General features: G+C 69.0%; 16 protein-coding genes. 5 read left to right on the top strand and 11 right to left on the bottom strand.

Annotated elements, in window-relative coordinates; translation table 11 throughout:
* Positions 1-38 precede the first annotated feature (38 nt).
* From ABD378_RS28580 to ABD378_RS28570, 3 genes are read left to right on the top strand one after another with little or no spacing between them, the layout of a single operon-like run.
* Positions 39-884 carry a helix-turn-helix domain-containing protein gene (locus ABD378_RS28580; protein ID WP_344525274.1) on the top strand — a complete coding sequence of 282 codons (846 nt, stop codon included), beginning with the start codon at positions 39-41 and terminating at the stop codon, positions 882-884.
* Entirely contained in the window at positions 881-1,078 is a 198-nt protein-coding gene (locus ABD378_RS28575) for a DUF397 domain-containing protein (RefSeq protein WP_344525272.1), read from the top strand. Before ABD378_RS28580 ends, ABD378_RS28575 begins: the two co-directional genes overlap by 4 nt.
* Positions 1,041-2,645, top strand: coding sequence for an MFS transporter (locus ABD378_RS28570; protein ID WP_344525270.1), 1,605 nt, complete (start codon positions 1,041-1,043; stop codon positions 2,643-2,645). The genes ABD378_RS28575 and ABD378_RS28570 overlap by 38 nt, the downstream gene beginning before the upstream one ends.
* Before the next feature lie 182 nt (positions 2,646-2,827).
* Here ABD378_RS28570 and ABD378_RS28565 read toward each other — a convergent pair whose 3' ends face one another.
* From ABD378_RS28565 to ABD378_RS28545, 5 genes are all read right to left on the bottom strand, one after another.
* Positions 2,828-4,630 (bottom strand): DUF4153 domain-containing protein, encoded by a 1,803-nt coding sequence (locus ABD378_RS28565; RefSeq protein ID WP_386546660.1) that lies wholly within the window; start codon positions 4,628-4,630, stop codon positions 2,828-2,830.
* 124 nt (positions 4,631-4,754) lie between these two features.
* Positions 4,755-5,663 carry an ADP-ribosylglycohydrolase family protein gene (locus ABD378_RS28560; RefSeq protein WP_344525266.1) on the bottom strand — a complete coding sequence of 303 codons (909 nt, stop codon included), beginning with the start codon at positions 5,661-5,663 and terminating at the stop codon, positions 4,755-4,757.
* Between the two features lie 12 nt (positions 5,664-5,675).
* Positions 5,676-6,335 (bottom strand): histidine phosphatase family protein, encoded by a 660-nt coding sequence (locus tag ABD378_RS28555; RefSeq protein ID WP_344525264.1) that lies wholly within the window; start codon positions 6,333-6,335, stop codon positions 5,676-5,678.
* 136 nt (positions 6,336-6,471) lie between these two features.
* The gene (locus ABD378_RS28550; RefSeq protein WP_344525262.1) at positions 6,472-7,077 is read right to left on the bottom strand and encodes a YdbC family protein; all 606 of its coding nucleotides are present in this window, start codon (positions 7,075-7,077) and stop codon (positions 6,472-6,474) included.
* A gap of 33 nt (positions 7,078-7,110) precedes the next feature.
* Positions 7,111-7,944, bottom strand: coding sequence for an arylamine N-acetyltransferase family protein (locus ABD378_RS28545; RefSeq protein ID WP_344525260.1), 834 nt, complete (start codon positions 7,942-7,944; stop codon positions 7,111-7,113).
* A gap of 184 nt (positions 7,945-8,128) precedes the next feature.
* On the opposite strand from ABD378_RS28545, the gene ABD378_RS28540 reads away from it, so the two are divergent.
* On the top strand, positions 8,129-8,656 hold the full coding sequence (locus tag ABD378_RS28540; protein WP_344525258.1) for a TerD family protein: 528 nt from the start codon (positions 8,129-8,131) through the stop codon (positions 8,654-8,656).
* A 130-nt stretch (positions 8,657-8,786) separates the two neighbouring features.
* Here ABD378_RS28540 and ABD378_RS28535 read toward each other — a convergent pair whose 3' ends face one another.
* Positions 8,787-11,687, bottom strand: coding sequence for a vitamin B12-dependent ribonucleotide reductase (locus ABD378_RS28535; RefSeq protein ID WP_344525256.1), 2,901 nt, complete (start codon positions 11,685-11,687; stop codon positions 8,787-8,789).
* A gap of 134 nt (positions 11,688-11,821) precedes the next feature.
* Positions 11,822-12,376: a transcriptional regulator NrdR gene (nrdR, locus tag ABD378_RS28530; RefSeq protein ID WP_344525254.1), complete on the bottom strand. Its 555-nt coding sequence runs from the start codon at positions 12,374-12,376 to the stop codon at positions 11,822-11,824.
* 494 nt (positions 12,377-12,870) lie between these two features.
* On the opposite strand from nrdR, the gene lexA reads away from it, so the two are divergent.
* Entirely contained in the window at positions 12,871-13,653 is a 783-nt protein-coding gene (gene lexA, locus ABD378_RS28525) for a transcriptional repressor LexA (protein ID WP_249587324.1), read from the top strand.
* A 77-nt stretch (positions 13,654-13,730) separates the two neighbouring features.
* Here the strand turns inward: lexA and ABD378_RS28520 are convergent, their stop codons facing one another.
* From ABD378_RS28520 to ABD378_RS28505, 4 genes are read right to left on the bottom strand one after another with little or no spacing between them, the layout of a single operon-like run.
* The gene (locus ABD378_RS28520; RefSeq protein ID WP_344525251.1) at positions 13,731-15,770 is read right to left on the bottom strand and encodes an ATP-dependent DNA helicase; all 2,040 of its coding nucleotides are present in this window, start codon (positions 15,768-15,770) and stop codon (positions 13,731-13,733) included.
* A 40-nt stretch (positions 15,771-15,810) separates the two neighbouring features.
* The gene (locus tag ABD378_RS28515; RefSeq protein ID WP_344525249.1) at positions 15,811-17,688 is read right to left on the bottom strand and encodes an IucA/IucC family protein; all 1,878 of its coding nucleotides are present in this window, start codon (positions 17,686-17,688) and stop codon (positions 15,811-15,813) included.
* 58 nt (positions 17,689-17,746) lie between these two features.
* Complete coding sequence (locus ABD378_RS28510; RefSeq protein WP_344525247.1) at positions 17,747-18,505, bottom strand: GNAT family N-acetyltransferase; 759 nt, start codon at positions 18,503-18,505, stop codon at positions 17,747-17,749.
* A gap of 36 nt (positions 18,506-18,541) precedes the next feature.
* Complete coding sequence (locus ABD378_RS28505) at positions 18,542-20,497, bottom strand: IucA/IucC family protein (RefSeq protein ID WP_386543654.1); 1,956 nt, start codon at positions 20,495-20,497, stop codon at positions 18,542-18,544.
* Positions 20,498-20,553: the final 56 nt, after the last annotated feature.

Here is a 20,553-nt window from a genome sequence, read left to right as displayed (position 1 = left end):
TTGACTGTCGCCCTGGCAGCAGGCGACAAGAGAGGGTGATGTATGTGTCCGAGGGTTACCAGCAGGACATCGAGGAACCCCCTCACGACGACGAGTCGGCTCGGTCCGTCCTGGCACGCCAACTCCGCTACCTGCGTGAGAAGTCGGGGAAGTCATTGGCCCAACTGGCTGAGGACACGACATACAACCGCTCATATCTGCATCGACTTGAGACAGGCGAGCGGCTCAGCCAACTGCCCGTCATGCAGAAGCTTGACGAGGTCTACGAGACCGGTGGATTGCTGGTGCGGCTATGGAGGCTTGCGCGGCAGGAAGCGTTCAAGGACCGGTACAAGCTGTTCATGCAATACGAAGCCAAGGCCTCGATCATGCACAAGTACATGTGCGCCGTACCTGGTCTGCTGCAAACAGAGGACTACGCACGGATCGTCTTATCGGGTCCAACCCTCAACGATGATGAGGAGCTTGAGGAGAACGTCTCTGCTCGGATCGGACGACAAGACCTTCTACGCCGGGATCCTCCGCCTCATCTGCGGGTCATTCTCGACGAGTCTGCACTTCGTAGACCGACTGAAGACCGAAAGATCTGGCGCGGCCAACTCACGCACATGATTGAGTCGCAGGAGTCACCTCACATCGTGATTCAGGTTCTCCCCTTCGCCTCCGGGGTGCACGACCTTATGGGCGGGTCCCTCTCCCTCCTCTGGTCACCGGATGGAAATTCTGTCGCCTACCTAGAAGGCAACAAGTCAGGCGAACTCGTGGAGGACGCGGGGGAGGTCGCAGGTTTCCGCCTGTCCTACGATCGGCTCAGAGACCTAGCTCTCAGCCCACCTCATTCGGTGAGGTTCATCGAGCAAGTCATGGAGGACAGCACATCATGAACGGCACCCCCGGCCTCTCCACCGCCGCATGGCGTAAGAGCAGCTACAGCAACGGTGGCGACGCCAACTGTGTGGAGGTCGCTGACGGCTTCCTCGGGGTCGTCCCGGTACGCGACAGCAAGACCCCCGAGGGGCCCGCCTTGGTCGTGCCTGACCATGGCTGGGGGGCCTTCGTCGACTGGATCAAGGACTGACCCAACGCAAGGAAGCCCCTCGCCTTGGCGGGGGGCTTCCCCATGTTGGGCTCATGGAGTTTCCGTAGGTCAGGCCGCCAGCTCAATACGGAACCTCAGAACACACGGCGGAACGCTTCCTGACGCGACGATTGTGAACATCGCGCTCCCGCACATTCAGGACGCGCTCGAATTCTCCACCACTGACCTCACTTGGGTCGTCAGCGCGTACACCCTCACCTTCGGCGGCCTGCTCCTTCTCGGTGGCCGCGCCGGTGACATCCTCGGCCGCCGCCGGGTCTTCATGACCGGAATCCTGGTCTTCACTCTCGCCTCGCTCCTGGGTGGATTCGCCCAGGAACCCTGGCAGTTGCTGGCCGCGCGCGCCCTGCAGGGCGTAGGTGGCGCGATCGCGTCGCCCACCTCCCTGGCACTCATCACCACGACGTTTCCCGAAGGCCCCGAGCGCAACCGAGCGTTCGGTGTCTTCGCGGCCGTCTCCGCGGGTGGCGGCGCCATCGGTCTGCTGGCCGGCGGCATGCTCACGGAGTGGCTCGACTGGCGCTGGGTGCTGTTCGTGAACGTACCCATCGGCATTCTGATCGCCTTCCTCACCCCGCTCTACATCAGCGAGTCCAAGCGCCATCCGGGCCGTTTCGACATCGCGGGCGCCCTCACCTCGACCCTCGGCATGGCCTCCCTGGTCTACGGATTCATCCGGGCGTCCGAGGAAGGCTGGCGCGACAACGTCACCCTGGGGTCGTTCGGCGCGGCGATCGTGCTGCTCCTGGCCTTCGCCCTGATCGAGAGCCGGGCGAAGGAACCGATCACTCCGCTGAAAATGTTCGCCGATCGCAACCGCTCGGGCTCGTACGTGATCATGCTGAGCCTGGCGGCGGCGATGTTCGGCATGTTCTTCTTCATCGTTCTCTTCGTCCAGAACGTACTGAACTACACACCGATCGAAGCGGGCCTCGCCTTCCTGCCGGTCACGGTCGCGATCGTGGCGGGCGCGGGCATCTCCCAACGGCTGCTTCCTGTCCTCGGCCCCAAGCCCTTCATGGTGACCGGCTCGGCCATCGTCGCCCTCGGACTCGGCTGGCAGACCCTCATCAGCCCGGACAGTTCGTACGCGGGCGGAGTGCTCGGCCCGATGATGCTGTTCGGCTTCGGCATGGGTCTGAACTTCGTGACCCTTACATTGACGGCCGTCTCCGGAGTGGCCCAGCACGAGGCGGGCGCCGCATCCGGGCTGCTCAACGCGACGCAGCAGGTGGGCGGTTCACTCGGCCTCTCCATCCTGACCACGGTGTTCGGCACCGCGAGCCGGGACGAGGGCAAGGAGCAGATGGCGGACTTCATGGCGAACGCTTCGCCGGAACAGAAGGCCGCCTTCGCCAAGTCCGGTGAGCTGCCGGCGCCCTGGGGACACGAAGTGCTGGCCCAGGGGATTTCGACGGCCTTCATACCGGCCGTCGCCATGGCCCTGCTCGCCCTGGTCACCGCCGTGGTGCTCGTCCGGGTGCGCAAGAGCGACCTGGACGCGCTGTCCGGCACGGCGAGTGCGGCGGGTCCTGCGGGCGGCTGAAATCAGCGCGACCAGCTCGACCGGTGGGGCCGCCTCACGGCGGCGAGGGGGGACCCGGCACGCGCCCGCGGGCGGTGGTCGGCCGCGGCCACTCCCTCGCCGGCTTCGAGGGCGGGCGGTTTCACGAGGCCGCCGCCCTCGTGAAACCGCCGCCACAGGCCACCAGCCTGCCGGAGCGCGCCTCAGCGGTACGAGACCTCGACCTCTGGGCTGGCACCCTCGCAGTCCGCCACGGTTGCCTCGGGCGGGCGTTCCTCGATGATCTCCCTGGCCCGCGCCTCCCCCAGGCTGGTGGCGTACCAAGGGCCGCGCTCGGAGCCAAGGCCGTTCGCGATGCCCTCAAGGGCGCAGGAACGCAGCGGCTCCGGCAGCCCGTCGACGGCCGGCGCGGCATCGGCGGACAGCCCGCGCGCGTACTCCAGGTCGAACTTCCCGGTGTCCTCGTAGCGCTGGGCATTGCGCTCGGCGATGAGTCCGTCGGGCGACAGGAGCCCGAAGGCCAGCACACCGGCCGCTGCACTCGCGGCGACGGCGCGCGGCAGCCAGCGGGCGCCCCACACTCCGGCCGCCATGATCAGCACGATGACCAGGCCGAGCCAGAGCTCCACAGCCACGACCGACACCCTGAGCCGGGTCAGGCCGTACGCGTCGACGTACATGTCCATGCGCCGCACCGCCGACGCCACGACGACGAGCGTGAGGGCGCAGAGCGTGCCGAGCACGGCCCGTACCAGACCGCGGTCGCGCGACCCGGCACGCGGCGCCCAGCGCAGCGCGAGGACGATGACGACCAGGGTGAGCAGCGTGGCGAGCAGCAGCTGCCAGAAGCCCTGGCGCGCATACGCGGCGTACGAGAGGTCGGTCTTCTCCAGGACCGCGTCGTATCCACCGAAGAGGACGGCCAGCTGCACCACGTTGAACACCGCGAACAGCAGGTTCAAGACGATCAGCGGCAGCGCCCACTCGACGCGGCCCCGCTCCCGGCCAGGACCGACGACAAGCCGGTCCCAGCGAACGGGCGCGGCAGCGGTGTGCGCCGCGGCGAGCGCTCCTACGACACCGGCCGCGAAGAGCAGCAGACGCCACGGCCCGTCGGAAATGGAGGCGTCGGGCATCAGATCGCCCAGCAGCCCCGCGAAGGCGGCGTCGGCCCCGGCGAACAGCGCACCGAAGACCAACAGCAGCACGGCGGTGACCGCGACCGCGCGCAGCACGGGCCCGCTCCGTGACCCGCTCGCGCGGCCCCGTACCCCACGCCAGCCCCAGCCAAGGCCGGAGAGCACCGCGTCGAAGAGACCGAGCGGGCCGAGCAGGACGCCGGGCCAGGTGCGGCAGCCGTGCAGGGCGAGCGAGCCGAGCGCGACGGCGGAGACGATGGCGAGGAACGAGGGCCACCCCGCGTCCCGCAGCGCGGGCACGGACAGGAGAGCGAGGCCACCGGTCGCCCAGGCCAGCGTCCAGGGGCGCGGCCTGCGGCCGGCCTGTTCGGCGGCGAAGTACGCGGCGAGCGCGGCCGGCACGGCGACGATCAGCAGGTTGAGCGCGAGCCCGTCACCGAGCAGCAGCATGCTCAGCAGGCCGGTTGCGAGCACCGCGCCGAGCGTGCCCGTCCGGACCGGAGCGGGCGGGTCGGCCCGCAGGTCGGCCAGCAGCGGCTCAGGCTTGTGCCCGCCCGCCGGGTACTCCCAGTCGGTACGAGGCCGTGGGCCCCGCGCCACTGCACGCGGGCCGGGCACGGCGTCCTCGGGCTCCTCGGGTGCCTCGGGTGCCTCGCCGTCGCTGTCCGCTCGTGAAGCTCCGAACGGATCCCCTAGTGGGTCTCTTGGTGAATCGCTTCGCGAATCTTTTGGTGAATCTTTTGGTGAATCTGCCACATCTGATGGCTCAGGCGTGGACGGTGTATCGGACACGGGACCCCCTCCCGGCCGGTCCGCACGTGCAGCAGACGGCACGCACGCGTGGCGGGGCCGCCGGGCGACCGGCATCTCGTTGAGGGCACGCAAGTCATGATCAACTCGCGGCCTGCCGGAAAGAGTAGCCGCGACGCCGACGGCGGCCCTCGCATCGGCCACGCTGTGGCATGACCGTGACAGTCACCCAGACCCGAAGTCAGCCCGCCGCGACCGGCACCCAGCCGGGCAACGCCTCGGTCCGCTCCAGCCACTCGTCAGAGGGCGCCCCGCCCTCACCGGAAGCGACCACTCCGCCCACGATGGCGCAGGTCGTGTCCATGTCGCCGCCCACCTGGGCGGTGGACCAGATGGCCCGCTCGTAGGCCCCGAGGCCACGGGCGGCCGACCACAGCGCGAACGGCACCGTGTCATGGGCGGTCGTACGACGGCCGCAGCCGAGCACGGCGGCTACCGTCGCCGCGTCTCCGTAGTCGAGCATGTCCCGCGCCCGGCGGAGCCCCGCCCCCACGGCGCTGCGGGGCACGAGGTCGATGACGCCGTCGAGCAGCGCCTTCGGCGCGGGCGGCCCCGCGGGGTCCCCCACCAGCACCGCGGCGGCGGCCACCGCTACTGCCCCCACGACCGCCTCACGGTGCTGATGCGTGGGGTACGCGGAGATCTCCGCCTGGTGCGTCGCCTGCTCCGGATCATCGGCGTACCAGGCCCCGAGCGGCGCGATGCGCATGGCCGCGCCGTTGCCCCAGGAGCCCTGCCCCTTGAACAGCGCCGAGGCCAGCTCCCGCCAGTCACCGCCCTCCCGGACCTGCCTGAGCAGCCGGTTCACGGCGGGGCCGTAGCCACGGTCGAAGTCATGGTGCTCGGCGAAGGACAGGGCGAGCGCGTCCTGGTCGATCCGGTCGTGCCGGTCCAGGACCGCGAGCACGGAGCAGGCCATCTCGGTGTCGTCGGTCCACTGCCAGGGGCCTGGGGGTGCTTCCCGCCGCTTCAGCAGCGGGTAGTTCGCGGGCACGAAGAACTGAGAGCCCAGCGCGTCCCCCACCGCCAGTCCACGCAGGCTGGCCAGAGCGCGGGCCAGGCGCCGTTCGGGAGAGGAGTCAGCGGTCATCGCCCTGCCACTCTATCCGGTGACGCCGTACGGTTCGGGTTCGCGCCAGCGTTCGAAGGGCCGGTCCAGTGTGTACTTGCCGTCGTCACCGAGCACAAGCGTCCGCATCTCGGCGTTCCCGGGATTGGACAGCGACTCGAAATCCGCCACGGACCAGTGGAACCAGCGCATGCAGAACAGCCGCATGGTCAGGCCATGGGTGACGAGGAGGACGTTCGGCGGATGGTCCGGGGCCTCGAAGCTCCGGTACAGACTCTCCAGGAACGCGCCGACCCTGTCGTACACGTCGGCCCCTGACTCGCCCTGGGCGAAACGGTAGAAGAAGTGTCCGTACGCGTCGCGGTAGGCCTTCTGCAGCTTGACGTCGTCCCTGTCCTGCCAGTTTCCCCAGTCCTGCTCCCGCAGCCGCGGCTCCTCGCGCACCCGCACGAGATCGGGGTCGAGCCGCAGGGCCCGGAAGGTCTCATGGGTGCGGCGATAGGGCGAGACGTACACACTCACCCGCTCCAGACCGACGGCTTCCCGAAGCTGCCCGCCCGTCTCCTCCGCCTGCCGCCACCCCTTCTCGGTAAGCGCGAGCGCGTGGTCGGGTTCGCGCTCGTACACGGTGTCGTCGGCGTTTCCGGCCGACTCGCCGTGCCGGACAAGGAAGATGCGCCGCGGACGTGCCATACGGAAACCCTAGATCGGCCCTTCCCGAGCGGCTCAACCGGTCGGCCGTCCGAGCTCCATCCGGCGTATCCGAGCTGCGCAACGGCGTATGCGGCCGCCGCCCCCACCGACGAGGAGGCAGATCACCCCGCGGCCGTCACACCGTCCACGACGGCTCCAGTTGCACGATGTCACCGGCAAGGGCCGCGACATCGGCCTCCGTCTGGGCACGCAGCGAGAGGCGTTCCACCCGTTCCCTGCGGTACTTTCCGTGCTCTGCGGCCGCGAGCCACATCGAGAGCACGAGGAACTCGTGCCCGGGCGCCTCACCGAAGAGCCCGCGCACCATCCCCGGAGAGCCCGCCATCGCCGGGTTCCAGACCTTCTCCTGCATCAGCGCGAAGTGCTCCACCCGCGCCTCACGGACCCGGCAGTGCGCCACCCGCACCACGTCGGCGTCCGTGAAGCGCGGCTCGAAGCCCGTCTTCACGTCGAAACGGTGGTCGAAGAGCTTGCTCTGGATGTCCTTGAAGGTGCCTGCCTGCGTGGCGGCGAGCCGGTCGTGGGAGCGTGCCATGAAGGAGTCGTAGAAGGCCCGGCTCTCCCAGAAGGCGAAGACGTGCGCCACGCCCGGTCGTTCCCGACTCCACCCTCCACCCTGTCCCCGGAACCCCGGCTCCCCCAGAAGCCCCGCCCACTTCCGCTGTCCCCGCTCGAACCCCCGTCGGTCCACCACGGTGCAGCGAATCCACTTGACCAGCACCGCGCCATCGTACGGCGCCGAGCGTGGCCCGGGTCACGCTCCGGCGTAGTGCGCCCGGATCAGCTCGGCGCAATCGTCGCCGTTCAGTTCAATATCGAACTCCCGGGCGAGAACCTCCCCCAACTCCTCGGCGGATACGTCGCGTTCGTCCGATGTGCCGTCCGGTCGCGTCACCGTCAAGTGCTCGCCGACCAAGGTGCGGCGCACCTCAGGAGCGGCCCTCTGGAGCACCGGGCGGCGGATGAACGGCGACCTGGGGTGGGTCGATGTGTAGTGGTTCATCACTACGTAGTCGACGGGAAGGCGTTCTTCCAGCGTGTATTCGTAGAGATCGAACCAGCCGTCCGCGTGCCCGGTCCGCAACACCCGTGCACCGTTTGCTTCCTGGACGATCCCGAACCGCCACTCTCCTTGTCGTACGTCTTGTCGTACGTCGCCCCCGTCCCCCATGGGGATCGGTTCGAGCAGCCCCTCGGCGCCGAAACCGACGTCACAGTGCCACTGCCGCCCGTCGGCCTCGACCTTCAGGAGCATGTGCGTCACCGCGCGACGCGACGAGGCGCCCGCCCTGACCCGGCCGCCGAGCCCCGTTACGGCGAAGCCGATGCGGTCCAGGGCCGCCGCGAACAGAAGGTTCTGCTCGTAGCAGTAGCCGCCTCTGCGCTGCCGCACCAGCTTGTCCTGCAGCGCCGCCAGATCCAGCGGTACGGGCCTGCCGACCATCATCTCCAGGTTCTCGAAAGGGATCGCCGCCACATGCGCCCGATGGAGCGCGCGGAGCGTCTCGAAGTCGGGCTTCGCCTCTCCCTCGTGGCCGACCCTGGCCAAGTAGGCCTCGATGTCCAGTTCTTCCCCGTTCCATGTCATGGGGACAATGATCTACATGCCCGCGTACGCACGCCACCAGAAATGCCCGGGGCGTGCCCAACAGCCGTGCCGACCAGGAAACTTCGGCGATGTCAGTCATTCGTCGTAGCGTGTCTGTAGGACATGCCGTCTGGACATGCCTTGTGCGAGAGCGACAGCCGGGACCACGAGGAGGGGGAACTCCGTGAGCAGTGTCAGCAAGGGGATCAAGAAGGTCGAGGTGGGGCTCAAGTGGGATCCCAGCCCTGTCGGCGCGCCGTCGCATGATCTCGACATCATCGCCGCGACCTACTCCGCGGACGCTCCGTACGACAGCCCTGTGTACCTGGTGCACTTCGACAGCCGCGCCCCCGACGGGACGATCACCCTCAACAGGGACAGCAAGACAGGTCAGGGCTTCGGCTTCGACGAGGTCATGACCCTGGAGCTCGACCGGCTCGCGGCCACGTACGCGCGCGTGGTGGTCGGTGTGGCCATACAGCCCCACGAGGAACAGAAGATGTTCGGCGACATCCCGAACACCTCGGTGCGCATCCGCGAGGGATACACCGACCTCGCGCAGAGCGACCTCTCCGCGGTCTCCGGGCACACGGCCGCGACGATCGCCGAGTTCACCCGGGACGAGTCGGGCGCGTGGTCCTTCCGCGAGATGGTCCGCGGGTTCGACGCCGACCCCACGTCCTTCGCGGCCGTGATGGGGACCGAGATCTGAGGTCAGCGCCCGCAGGAGACCCCGTCACGGGAAACGCCGAGGGCGGTGGTGCCGATCTCTCGGCGCCACCGCCCTTGGCGTTCAGGCTTCACTCCCGGCTAGTGCCCGGAGCCTCCAGAAGGTGCGGGAGTCAGCTGCAACCGCTGGTCGAGCCGCAGCCCTCGCAGATGTAGCAGGAGCCGGCACGCTGCATCTTCGTCCCGCAGGAGAAGCACAGCGGCGCGTCGGCCTGGATGCCCAGCTGCATCTCCACGAGCTCGGCGCTGGTGTGCGCCTGCTGCGGAGCGGGCTTCTCGACCTCGACCTTCGGCACGGCGACCGACTTCAGGACCTCGGGCTGCCGAGGGGCGGACTGGGCCAGACCCTCGACGTCGACGTCCGCGGAGTCGTCCATGGACGGCTCGTACGAACCGGTCTCCAGGTGACGCTGACGCTCCTCGGCCGAGTGGATGCCGAGCGCGGAGCGGGTCTCGAAGGGCAGGAAGTCCAGCGCCAGGCGGCGGAAGATGTAGTCGACGATCGACTGCGCCATCCGCACGTCCGGGTCGTCCGTCATGCCGGCCGGCTCGAAGCGCATGTTCGTGAACTTCGAGACGTACGTCTCCAGCGGAACGCCGTACTGCAGGCCCACGGAGACGGCGATCGAGAAGGCGTCCATCATGCCCGCGAGGGTCGAACCCTGCTTGGACATCTTCAGGAAGACCTCGCCGAGACCGTCGTCCGGGTAGGAGTTGGCGGTCATGTAGCCCTCGGCGCCACCCACGGTGAAGGAGGTGGTGATCCCCGGGCGACCCTTGGGGAGGCGCTTGCGGACGGGGCGGTACTCGACCACCTTCTCGACCGCGGCACGGATCGTGTCCTCGGTCTTCTCGGTGACCTCGGCCTTCTCCTGCTCCTTCTTCTTGGCGGAGAGGGGCTGGCCGACCTTGCAGTTGTCGCGGTAGATGGCGAGCGCCTTGACGCCCATCTTCCACGCCTCGTAGTAGACCTCTTCGACGTCCTCGACGGTGGCCGTCTCCGGGAGGTTGACCGTCTTGGAGAGCGCGCCGGAGATCCACGGCTGGATGGCCGCCATCATCCGGACGTGGCCCATCGCGGAGATGGAACGCTCACCCATGGCGCAGTCGAAGACCTCGTAGTGCGCGGGCTTCAGACCGGGGGCGTCGATCACATTGCCGTGGTCGGCGATGTGGGCGACGATCGCCTCGATCTGCTCCTCCTGGTAGCCCAGGCGACGCAGGGCCTGCGGCACGGTGCCGTTGACGATCTGCATCGAGCCGCCGCCGACGAGCTTCTTGAACTTGACCAGGGCGAGGTCGGGCTCAAGGCCGGTGGTGTCGCAGGACATCGCGAGACCGATGGTGCCGGTCGGGGCGATGACCGACGCCTGAGAGTTACGGAAACCGTTCTTCTCGCCGAGGCGGAGCACGTCCTGCCAGGCCTCCGTGGCGGCGGCCCAGATCGGCGTGTCCAGGTCGTCGACACGGGGCGCCGTGCCGTTGGCGTCGGCGTGCTGCTTCATGACGCGCTTGTGCGGCGTGGCGTTGCGGGCGTAGCCGTCGTAGGGACCGACGACCGCGGCGAGCTCGGCCGAGCGCTTGTACGACGTACCCGTCATCAGCGAGGTGATGGCGCCGGCCAGGGAGCGGCCGCCGTCGGAGTCGTACGCGTGACCCGTGGCCATAAGCAGGGCGCCGAGGTTGGCGTAGCCGATGCCCAGCTGGCGGTAGGCGCGGGTGTTCTCGCCGATCTTCTGCGTCGGGAAGTCCGCGAAGCAGATCGAGATGTCCATCGCGGTGATGACCAGCTCGACGACCTTCGAGAAGCGCTCGGCGTCGAAGGACTGCGTCCCCAGGCCGTCGTCCTTGAGGAACTTCATCAGGTTCAGCGAGGCGAGGTTGCAGGACGTGTTGTCCAGGTGCATGTACTCGCTGCACGGGTTCGAGCCGTTGATCCGGCCGGACTCCGGGCAGGTGTGCCAGGCGTTGATGGTGTCGTCGTACTGGATGCCGGGGTCGGCGCAGGCCCAGGCGGCCTCGGCCATCTTGCGGAAGAGCGACTTGGCGTCGACCTCCTCGATGACGTCGCCCGTCATACGGGACGTCAGGCCGAACTTGCCGCCCTCCTCGACCGCCTTCATGAACGTGTCGTTCACGCGGACCGAGTTGTTGGCGTTCTGGTACTGGACGGACGTGATGTCGTCGCCGCCCAGGTCCATGTCGAAGCCCGCGTCGCGCAGGGCGCGGATCTTCTCCTCTTCCTTCACCTTGGTCTCGATGAAGCCCTCGATGTCGGGGTGGTCGACGTCGAGGATGACCATCTTGGCCGCGCGGCGCGTGGCGCCACCCGACTTGATCGTTCCTGCAGAGGCGTCGGCACCGCGCATGAAGGAGACCGGTCCCGAGGCGTTGCCTCCGGAGGAGAGCAGTTCCTTGGAGGAACGGATGCGGGAGAGGTTCAGGCCGGCGCCTGAGCCGCCCTTGAAGATCATCCCCTCTTCCTTGTACCAGTCCAGGATCGAGTCCATGGAGTCGTCCACGGCCAGGATGAAGCAGGCGGAGACCTGCTGCGGCTGGGGCGTGCCGACGTTGAACCAGACCGGCGAGTTGAAGCTGAAGACCTGGTGCAGGAGGGCGTACGCCAGCTCGTGCTCGAAGATCTCGGCATCAGCGGGCGAGGCGAAGTAGTTGTAGTCCTCGCCGGCCTTCCGGTAGGTCTTCACGATGCGGTCGATCAGCTGCTTGAGGCCGGTCTCGCGCTGCGGGGTGCCAACGGCCCCGCGGAAGTACTTGCTGGTGACGATGTTGACCGCGTTCACCGACCAGAAGTCGGGGAACTCGACGCCACGCTGCTCGAAGTTGACCGAGCCGTCGCGCCAGTTGGTCATGACGACGTCTCGGCGCTCCCAGACCACCTCGTCGTACGGATGCACGCCGGGCGTCGTATGGATGCGCTCGATACGCAGACCCTTGTTGGCCTTGGATCCCTTGGCTCGGGAACCTCGTGCCGGGCCGCTCGTCGTCTCGGTCATGCCGCCTCCCTGTATCAGGCTAAAACGCCCTGAAGTGCCACGATGTTCCCGTGACACGGTGTTGTCCGGTGCCGCGAAAGCCGCGAAGGCTTCCGCAACAGGTCTGTGTGTGCCGCCGTCGGCCGTTCAGCCGGTCAGTCGGCGGCAGTGGCGGGCACCGGGACTTCGACAGTCCCTCCGGGCCCGCATTCGTTCGCGCCGGACTCCCCGCCGGCGCCCTGCGGCTCTTCGTCGAGCCGCTTTTCCCGCTGGTCCCTCAGCTCCCCGACGGCAGCCTCGAAGTCGTCGAGCGAGTCGAACGCCCGATAGACGGACGCGAAGCGCAGGTAGGCCACGAGGTCCAGCTCCTGCAGCGGACCGAGTATGGCCAGACCCACGTCGTGCGTGGTCAGTTCGGCGCTTCCGGTGGCCCGCACCGCCTCTTCGACCCGCTGGCCGAGCTGAGCGAGGGCGTCCTCGGTCACCGGCCGCCCCTGGCACGCCTTGCGTACGCCGTTGATCACCTTCGTACGACTGAAAGGCTCGGTCACGCCGCTGCGCTTGACCACCATCAGCGAACACGTCTCCACGGTCGTGAAACGACGGGAGCAGTCGGGACACTGACGGCGCCTGCGGATCGACGTGCCGTCGTCGGTGGTGCGACTGTCGACTACGCGACTGTCGGGGTGCCTGCAGAAGGGGCAGTGCATGGAACTCCCATCCCTCCTTCATGACACGACTTTTAGGCCTCAACAGGCCCATGAGGCCCTCGAAGCAGCCCCAAGCATAGGCGATGCCCGAGGCCTGAAAAGACCGGGGACCACAACTTCTGGGCCGTGGTTGCAATCCAACCACTAGATCTGGGGTTTGGCCGTAAATCCGGCCCCATCGCGTGTCGCGTACCCGGGGCCCGCCGTGAAGGTTACGAGCCCGCCTCGCGCGCCGCACGAGAAGGGGGCGGTGCCGGGTTGAACGGGCAACGAGTGGCAGTATGGGAGACCCACTGACGGGGCCGCGACCCCGGCGGTGAAGCGTACCGTAATGAACCGAAATACGATCCGGCTCGAACGTTAGCCATACACCCAGACGCATGATCACGGCAGGCCTTCTGCGATTTTTCACTCGAACGTGTGTTTGGCGCAACCTTTCGAAAGCAACTACCGTTGGCTAACTAGGGAGAACATCTCGAGAGGGGCCGACAGACGTGACCACCACCGCAGACAGCGCCACCATCACTGCCCAGGACCGCCAGAGCCGACTCGAGCCGGTGCATGCCATGAATGACGCAAGCACGAACCAGGAGGGCCCCAAGCCCACACGCTCCCTACCGGGCCGACCTCCTGGTATCCGCGCCGACAGCTCGGGGCTCACCGACCGGCAGCGCCGGGTCATCGAGGTCATCAGGGACTCGGTGCAGCGGCGGGGCTACCCGCCGTCGATGCGGGAGATCGGGCAGGCGGTGGGCCTCTCCAGCACCTCATCGGTGGCCCATCAGCTGATGGCCCTGGAGCGCAAGGGCTTCCTGCGCCGCGACCCGCACCGCCCGCGGGCGTACGAGGTGCGCGGCTCGGACCAGCCCAGCAGCCAGCCCACGGACACGGCAGGCAAGCCCGCCGCTTCGTACGTGCCGCTGGTCGGCCGCATCGCGGCCGGTGGCCCGATCCTCGCCGAGGAGTCGGTGGAGGACGTCTTCCCGCTCCCCCGGCAGCTCGTCGGCGACGGTGAGCTGTTCGTCCTCAAGGTCGTCGGCGACTCGATGATCGAGGCCGCGATCTGTGACGGCGACTGGGTGACGGTGCGCCGCCAGCCGGTTGCCGAGAACGGCGACATCGTCGCCGCCATGCTCGACGGCGAAGCGACGGTCAAGCGGTTCAAGCGCGAGGACGGACACGTGTGGCTGCTGCCTCACAACTCCGCGTATCAGCCCATCCCCGGTGACGAGGCGACGATCCTCGGCAAGGTGGTGGCGGTGCTGCGGCGGGTGTGAGCCTCCGCCCCTGACCGGGCCCCGGAACCAACTGCGCCGGTTCCGGGGCCCTGCTGCGTCCGGGGCGGACGCCCCCGTCACTCCTCGCCGACCTCTGTCTCGTCGGTCTCGCCGGTCTCGTCGGTCTCGTCGGCGGCCTTGACCGTGGCTGTCGCCTTCGCCGCCGCGTCGATCGCGGCCAGAGAGCGGCGGGCCTGATTACGGTCCGTCGTGTACCAGAAGTCGGGAAGCGAAGCCCGCAGATAGCTGCCGTAGCGCGCGGTCGCGAGCCGCGGGTCCAGGATGGCGACGACTCCCCTGTCTTCGGAGGCCCGCACGAGCCGCCCCGCACCCTGCGCCATCAGGAGCGCCGCATGGGTCGCGGCAATGGCCATGAAGCCGTTGCCACCGCCGTCGTCCACCGCCTTCTGGCGGGCACTCATCAGTGGGTCGTCGGGACGCGGGAAGGGGATCTTGTCCATGACCACCAGCTGGCAGCTGGCGCCCGGCACATCGACGCCCTGCCACAGCGAAAGCGTCCCGAACAGACAGGTCCGCGAGTCCGCCGCGAAGTTCTTGATCAGCTCGCCCAGCGTCTCCTCGCCCTGCAACAGGATAGGCACGTCGAGCCGCCCGCGGAGCTCTTCGGCGGCGTTCTGAGCGGCACGCATGGACGAGAACAGGCCGAGCGTGCGCCCGCCTGCCGCCTCGATCAGCTCGGCCAGCTCGTCGATCATGTCGCTGCGCGTGCCCTCACGGCCCGGCCGGGCCAGGTGCTGGGCGACGTACAGAATCCCCTGCTTGCGGTAGTCGAAGGGCGAGCCGACATCGAGGCCCTTCCAGACCGGGGCGTCGTCGGACTCGATGCCCTCGGGGGCGAGCCCCAGGGACGCGCCCACCCCGTTGAAGTCGCCGCCGAGCTTGAGGGTGGCGGACGTGAGGACCACGGAGCGCTCGCTGAAGAGCTTCTCGCGGAGCAGGCCCGACACCGACATGGGCGCCACCCGCAGTGAGGCACCGAAGCGGTCATGACGCTCGTACCAGACGACGTCCCACTCGGAGCCGTTCGTGATCCGCTCCGCCACGTCGTGGATCGTCTCGACGGAGGCGAGGGCCTGTTTGCGTACGGCGTCCTCGTCCTGGACCGACTTGTCGCGGGTGGAGCCGAGCGCCGAGATGACCGTGCGGGCGGCGTCACGCAGCGCCATCAGGGCGTACCCGAGGTCCTCCGGGACCTCCTCGAGGCGGCCGGGGAGGGCCAGCTCCATCACCCGCTCGAAGCCTTCGGACGCGGTCTGGAGCTGATCGGCCGCCTTCTCGTTGACGAGCTTGGCGGCTCGGCGCACGGCGCGGTTGACCTGGCCCGGAGTGAGTTCGCCGGTGGCGACGCCGGTGACCCGGGAGACCAGCTCATGGGCCTCGTCCACGATCAGCACTTCGTGCTGAGGGAGGACGGGAGCGCCCTCGATGGCGTCGATCGCCAGGAGCGCGTGATTGGTGACCACGACCTCGGAGAGCTTGGCCCGCTCCCTCGCGGCCTCGGCGAAGCAATCCGCTCCGTACGCACACTTCGACGCTCCCAGGCACTCCCTGGAGGAGACGGACACCTGGGACCAGGCACGGTCGGAGACTCCGGGAGTGAGGTCGTCCCGGTCGCCGGTCTCGGTCTCGTCCGCCCAGTCGCGCATCCGCAGCAGGTCCTGGCCGAGCTTGCTGGTGGGGGCGGCGGCCTCGAACTGGTCGAAGAGGGCCGGTCCCTCCTCCTCTTCCTGCGGCACTCCCTCATGGAGGCGGTGCAGGCACAGGTAGTTCGAGCGGCCCTTGAGCATGGCGAACTGGGGGCGGCGGCGCAGCAGCGGATGCAGGGCGTCCACCGTCCGCGGCAGGTCACGCTCCACGAGCTGGCGCTGCAGCGCCAGCGTGGCTGTCGCGACCACCACGCGCTCGCCGTGCGCGAGGGCGGGCACCAGATAGCCGAGGGACTTGCCCGTGCCTGTACCGGCCTGGATCAGGAGGTGGGAACCGCCGTCGATCGCCTCGGCGACGGTCTCGGCCATCGTCACCTGGCCAGGGCGCTCTGTGCCGCCGACGGCGGTGACGGCGGCGTGCAGGAGCTCGGGAAGGGAGGGCTTTGTCATAGCGCGACCACCCTACGGGTCTCCACTGACAATCCTTCGATCAAGGCTGATGGAGAGGGTTCGGCACGCTCCCGTGCACGGCGGCGTGCGGGCGCTCGGGGCGGTCGCGGTATCCGTCGAGGTGAAGCCGGTTCCGGTTGAGGCACAGCCGCTCGATGCGTGGGGTGAGCAGGTCGAACATCTCGTACCGCTCCTTGAGCTGCGGGGCGCGCGTCTGATGGCGGAGGATCTCGGCGCGGACGAGGGACCAGAAGGTGGTCTCCGGGATGCCCAGCTGCTCGTGGCAGAGCGGGGCGAGGTAGCGGAAGACACCCACGAAGAGCCCGGAATGGATGAACTGTGTGAGGAAGTCGGGGCGTTCGGTGAGCAGTACGTCGCGGACGTCGTCCGGCATCGACGCGTGTTCGGGAAGGGCCTCGGCGCTGACGTTGATGTCGTCGACGAAGTCCTTCACCGCGAGCCGGACGGGTACGTCCTTGTCGTCGAAGACGACGATGGCGTTCTCCCCGTGAGGGGAGAACACGGTGCCGTACCGGTACAGGAACTGCAGGAGCGGTGGCAGCAGGGCGCCGAAGAGGCGCCGCAGCCAGGCCTCGGGGGCTAGGCCCGATCTCTCGACCAGCTCGGCGACGAAGGCCCTGCCGTCCGGGTCGGTGTGCAGCAAGGAGGCAAGCGTGCGGGCGCGCTCATCGGGAGCGAGATACCGGGTGATCGGTTCGCGCCAGATCGCACCGAGCAGTTCCTTGTACTGGTAGGGAACCTCGGGAAGGCCGTCGTACAGCGGGTGCTCGACGGTCACCGACGCGACCTCGCCGAGCAGGATCACCCGGCATTCGTCCCGCAGGAAGGGGTCGGCGTCGCGCAGGGCGTGCATCCACGCGGTGACGGCGGGGGCGGCCAGGGTGCGCTCCGTCGGGAGCCCCCGCCACACCAGGGTGTTGAGGACCGACAGCGGCAGCTTGACGGTGTGCCGGTCGGGGCGGGACAGATTCAGGAACGTACGAATGGACTGCTGGGGCAGCCGCAGATCGCCGTCGGTGGTGAGGGGCACGATCGTTCCCGCGGCGACGGAGGGGGCGAAGAGAGGCAGGACGATGTCGTCCCACTGCCACGGATGCACCGGCAAATAGAGGTAGGCGTGCGGGTCGAGGCCGCGTGCCCTGAGTATGCCTGCGAAGGACTCTCTTGTGGCGGGGGCGAGTTCGCGGGTGTAGAGCCTCTCCGCGGTGTCGAGTCCGGTGACGCCTCGGTAGGCGGCGAGGTCGGTGTGGACCGCGATCCAGGGAAGCCGCGCGGTGAGGCGGGCCTCGGGCGCCCAGCGGGCGGTGTCACTCGCGGAGAAGCCGCCGCGGCCCTTGTTGAGGACGAGCCAGGGGTGGCCGGTCTGATGCCCTTCGAGTTCCGCGTAGCCGAGGTCGGCGAGCTGTGACGCGGTGAGGGCGGTCTGGTCGAGCCGGGCGTCGGCGCTGAGCGTGACGGTCAGCTCGCGGATGAGGTGGCCGAGCGTGGCGCCGTCGATTCCCAGGGTGCGGCGGGCTAGGGCCAGGAAGCGGAGGGGATCGCTGAGAGGGAGCGGCGGTCCTTCGCCCTCGGCCAGGGCCAGGCTGGCCGGGTCGACGTGCCAACTGCCGTACGAGCCGCGGCGGGCCTTGAAGAGGAGACGGGGGGCGCAGTTACTGTCACGGTCGCCGTCGCTGCCGTCACCGTCGCCGCCGTCGCCGTCGAGGCGGAGGCTGTAGTGGTCAGGGTCGTCCGGCCCGGCGGGGGCGGGCTTGATGATCTCCTCATAGGCGAACTCACCGACCATTTTGGCGAGGAGGCGGCGCCCGCCCCTCGCCCACCGGTCCGGGGTCAGCTCGGGCGGGTCATAGAGAGCGGACGGCTCTCGGGGCGTCGGAGGGACGGGCGGATTCGGCACGGGGACTCCTCAGTGAGGGAACCGGATCAGGTCGAGCGGTGTACTAAAAGTGATCGGGTCAGAGCACTGCGCGCAGGGCCCGGTCACGGACCATGAGCGCCGCTCGCTTGCAGGGGAGATCCACCTCGGCGGCGAAGCGGAAGCCGGCGCTCAGAAACGCGGAGACGGAGGGGGTGTTGCGTAGGTCGGGTTCTGCGATGACGCGTGCGCATGCCGCGCGACGGTCGAGCACAAGGTCGGCGACGGCTCGCAGCAGCGAAGTGCCGAGCCCTCGGCCGCGGTCGGCGACACCGCCGATGAGGAGGTGAAGACCGGTGTCGTTCGGGCGGGCCGGATAGTGGCGGGCCAGCGCGTCGAGGTCCGCGCGGTAGACCTCCCAGTAGCTCATCGGCGTGCCGTCCAGAACACCGAGGCAGGGGACGCTGCGTCCGTCGCCGTCGATCTGGTCGCACAGATGCGCCTCCGTGACGTCATCGGGGCCGGCCAGGTCCCAGAACGCCGCCACGGCGGGGTCGTTCATCCACCGGCTGATGAGGGGGAGATCGCGTTCGATACGTACGGGCACGAGTTGGAAGACACCGGCGGAGGTGGTCGCGGGGCCCCAGTCGGTGACGTTGTCGAGAAGGTCGTCGGCTGACGAGGCGGCCGTCAGTACCGGGGCACGGCCTGCGCCGAACAGGGCGATGAGTTCGTCCGGGAGGCGCAGGTCCAGGGTGTCTTGGGCATCTGCCCTGTCGGCCGTGGAGGACTCGGTGGCGGACTCGGGGGTGGTCTCGGTTCCGGCGTCGGTGCGCGCATCGGGGGGAGGCGGAGGCACGGCGTCGCTCCTCTCAGAAAGGCTGGGTCATGTTCCTCAGGAATGAAGGGGGTTGGCGATGGAGACGTAGACGGACTGGGTGTCGACCGGGCCCACGAGCTCGTCGAGCCCGCGGAGCCGGGTCAGCAGGTTGGCCTTGCACCGCAGCACGGGTGAGTCGAGAAGCAGGGCGGGCAGTGGCGTACGCAGCCGGGCAGGACCGGAGACGACGTCGCCGAGGAAGCGGCGGAACCCGGCGAGCAACAGCTTCTCGTCGGCCAGGCGTTGGGCGCCGAGCGCTCCGATGAGGCCGAGGACGTTGTTGATGCCGAGGTAGTAGGCGAAGCGCTCGTCCGCCACCTCGTCGGACACGAACGTGTCGCTGTGCGCGCCGATGCCCGGGAGCCTTCGGTCGAGTTCGGCGCGGCGGGACTCGCGGAAGTAGTAGCCCTGGTTGTCGCGGTAGCGGCCGCCCACCGGCCAGCCGTCGGAGTCGAGCAGCAGGAGCGTGTTCTGCTGATGGGCCTCCAGGGCGACTCCTGCCTCGCTGTCCAGCCAGAGCACGGGGCGTACGACGTTCTCCAGGTAGCGCAGGAACCACTCCGTGGCGACGGCTCCCCGGGGACGGCCCGTCCGTCCTGCGAGGCGGGTGACGATCTCGCCGAGCCGGGAGCGCATCGGAGCGCGGTCGTGCCCTGTGGACTGGGGTGACGGCCTGGGCGAGACGAGTCCCGCGATGCAGGTGACATCGTCGCCGGGGCCGAAGGGGTTGTGCCGGATCATGACGTCGAGGCCTGGGACGGGCGCGCCGTCGTGGCCGGTCACGGCGAGCCAGGCCGGGTCGCGGATCACGTCGAAGCCGGGGTGGGCCGCCTGCCACTGCTCGGCGAGGCCGCTGCGCAGAAGGCGGTGGACCTCGACGCCGCGGTGGAGTTCCTTGCGGAGATTCTCACGACGGGAGTTGGTGATGCGCAGGCCGAGGGAGAGCTTCAGCATGGCTGCGGCGCCCGAGCGGTAGAGGGTGCGCACGGAGGAGGTGGGGTACCACGGTGCTCCGTGGGGGCCGAGGTCCTGGAGAAGTCCGGCTTCCAGGAGCGCGGCGGTCGCGGGGCGGTGCCTGAGCTCGCGGATCTGCCACGGGTGCAGGGGCAGGGCGGCGCGGCCTTCCGGCAGCGGCAGGTCCGGGCCTGCGAGCCGGGCGGTGAGCTGCTCTGCCGGGAGAGTGCGGCCACGCTCGGTCCAGGCGGAGTCCGCGGCGAGCACGGAGGGGTCGACGGCGAGCCAGTGCAGTGCGAAGGCACCGCGCAACTCCGGTGAGTAGAGCCGGGATTCGGTGTCGGAGAGGCCCTCGCGGCTCTTCGGCGTGGGGTGCAGGGGGTGGCCGAGGAGCAGGGACTGTTCGGCGGCGAGGAAGAGGTCGGGCTCGTCGCCGGGGTTGTTCCGCCGGTCGGCGATGAAGGTGGCGGTGCGCCGCACCGAGTCGGCGACGCGGCCGACGAGGTCCCCTCCCTCGACCCGCTCGCCGTCGCTGCCGGTGCCGGTGTCTGTGGGGGCGCCGGTGCCGTATGCAGTGCCGGAGCCGTAGCGGCCGGTCTCGCGGCCCAGGAGGGCGGCGACGGTGACGGCGTCGGCCGGGGGTGCGCTCTGGGGGCCGTCTTCCAGGTACGGGAGACCGAACCGATGCCAGCCGGTGGCCGACCAGTAGTGCACGGGGACGAGGAGAGCGGTGCCGCTGGCGTCGAGCGGGATGCGCAGGGCGCCGTGCTCGGGGGCGGGAAAGTCGTTCTCGCGTACCCAGCAGCGCAGGAGGTTCTCGATGGCCGCCACCTGCGCGGCGGTGTGTGGATCGGGGTGCTCCAAGAGGTCGGCGGTCGCGCCTCGGAGCTGCTCGGTCTGCCTGCCTCCCTTCTGCCTGGGGACCGTACCGGGCTCCGCCACCAGTGCGGATTGCTTGCCGCACGCCCCTGGGACGTGGGGGTGGGGTGGGCCGTCGAATGCGGGGGTGGCGTTCAAGAGGGTTTCCTTGTGGGGTCGTTCGGGCTCCGGGGCGACGGGCTGGAGCTGTGCTG

It is taken from the genome of Streptomyces rectiviolaceus (assembly GCF_039533825.1).
GTDB lineage: Bacteria > Actinomycetota > Actinomycetes > Streptomycetales > Streptomycetaceae > Streptomyces > Streptomyces rectiviolaceus.
This window is presented reverse-complemented; position numbering and strand designations above follow the sequence as displayed.

Coding starts and splice junctions, on each gene's coding strand:
- ABD378_RS28580 (WP_344525274.1), top strand. CDS start 39: ATGTATGTGTCCGAGGGTTACCAGCAGGACATCGAGGAACCCCCTCAC.
- ABD378_RS28575 (WP_344525272.1), top strand. CDS start 881: ATGAACGGCACCCCCGGCCTCTCCACCGCCGCATGGCGTAAGAGCAGC.
- ABD378_RS28570 (WP_344525270.1), top strand. CDS start 1,041: ATGGCTGGGGGGCCTTCGTCGACTGGATCAAGGACTGACCCAACGCAA.
- ABD378_RS28565 (WP_386546660.1), bottom strand. CDS start 4,630: ATGCCGGTCGCCCGGCGGCCCCGCCACGCGTGCGTGCCGTCTGCTGCA.
- ABD378_RS28560 (WP_344525266.1), bottom strand. CDS start 5,663: ATGACCGCTGACTCCTCTCCCGAACGGCGCCTGGCCCGCGCTCTGGCC.
- ABD378_RS28555 (WP_344525264.1), bottom strand. CDS start 6,335: ATGGCACGTCCGCGGCGCATCTTCCTTGTCCGGCACGGCGAGTCGGCC.
- ABD378_RS28545 (WP_344525260.1), bottom strand. CDS start 7,944: ATGACATGGAACGGGGAAGAACTGGACATCGAGGCCTACTTGGCCAGG.
- ABD378_RS28535 (WP_344525256.1), bottom strand. CDS start 11,687: ATGACCGAGACGACGAGCGGCCCGGCACGAGGTTCCCGAGCCAAGGGA.
- nrdR (WP_344525254.1), bottom strand. CDS start 12,376: ATGCACTGCCCCTTCTGCAGGCACCCCGACAGTCGCGTAGTCGACAGT.
- ABD378_RS28520 (WP_344525251.1), bottom strand. CDS start 15,770: ATGACAAAGCCCTCCCTTCCCGAGCTCCTGCACGCCGCCGTCACCGCC.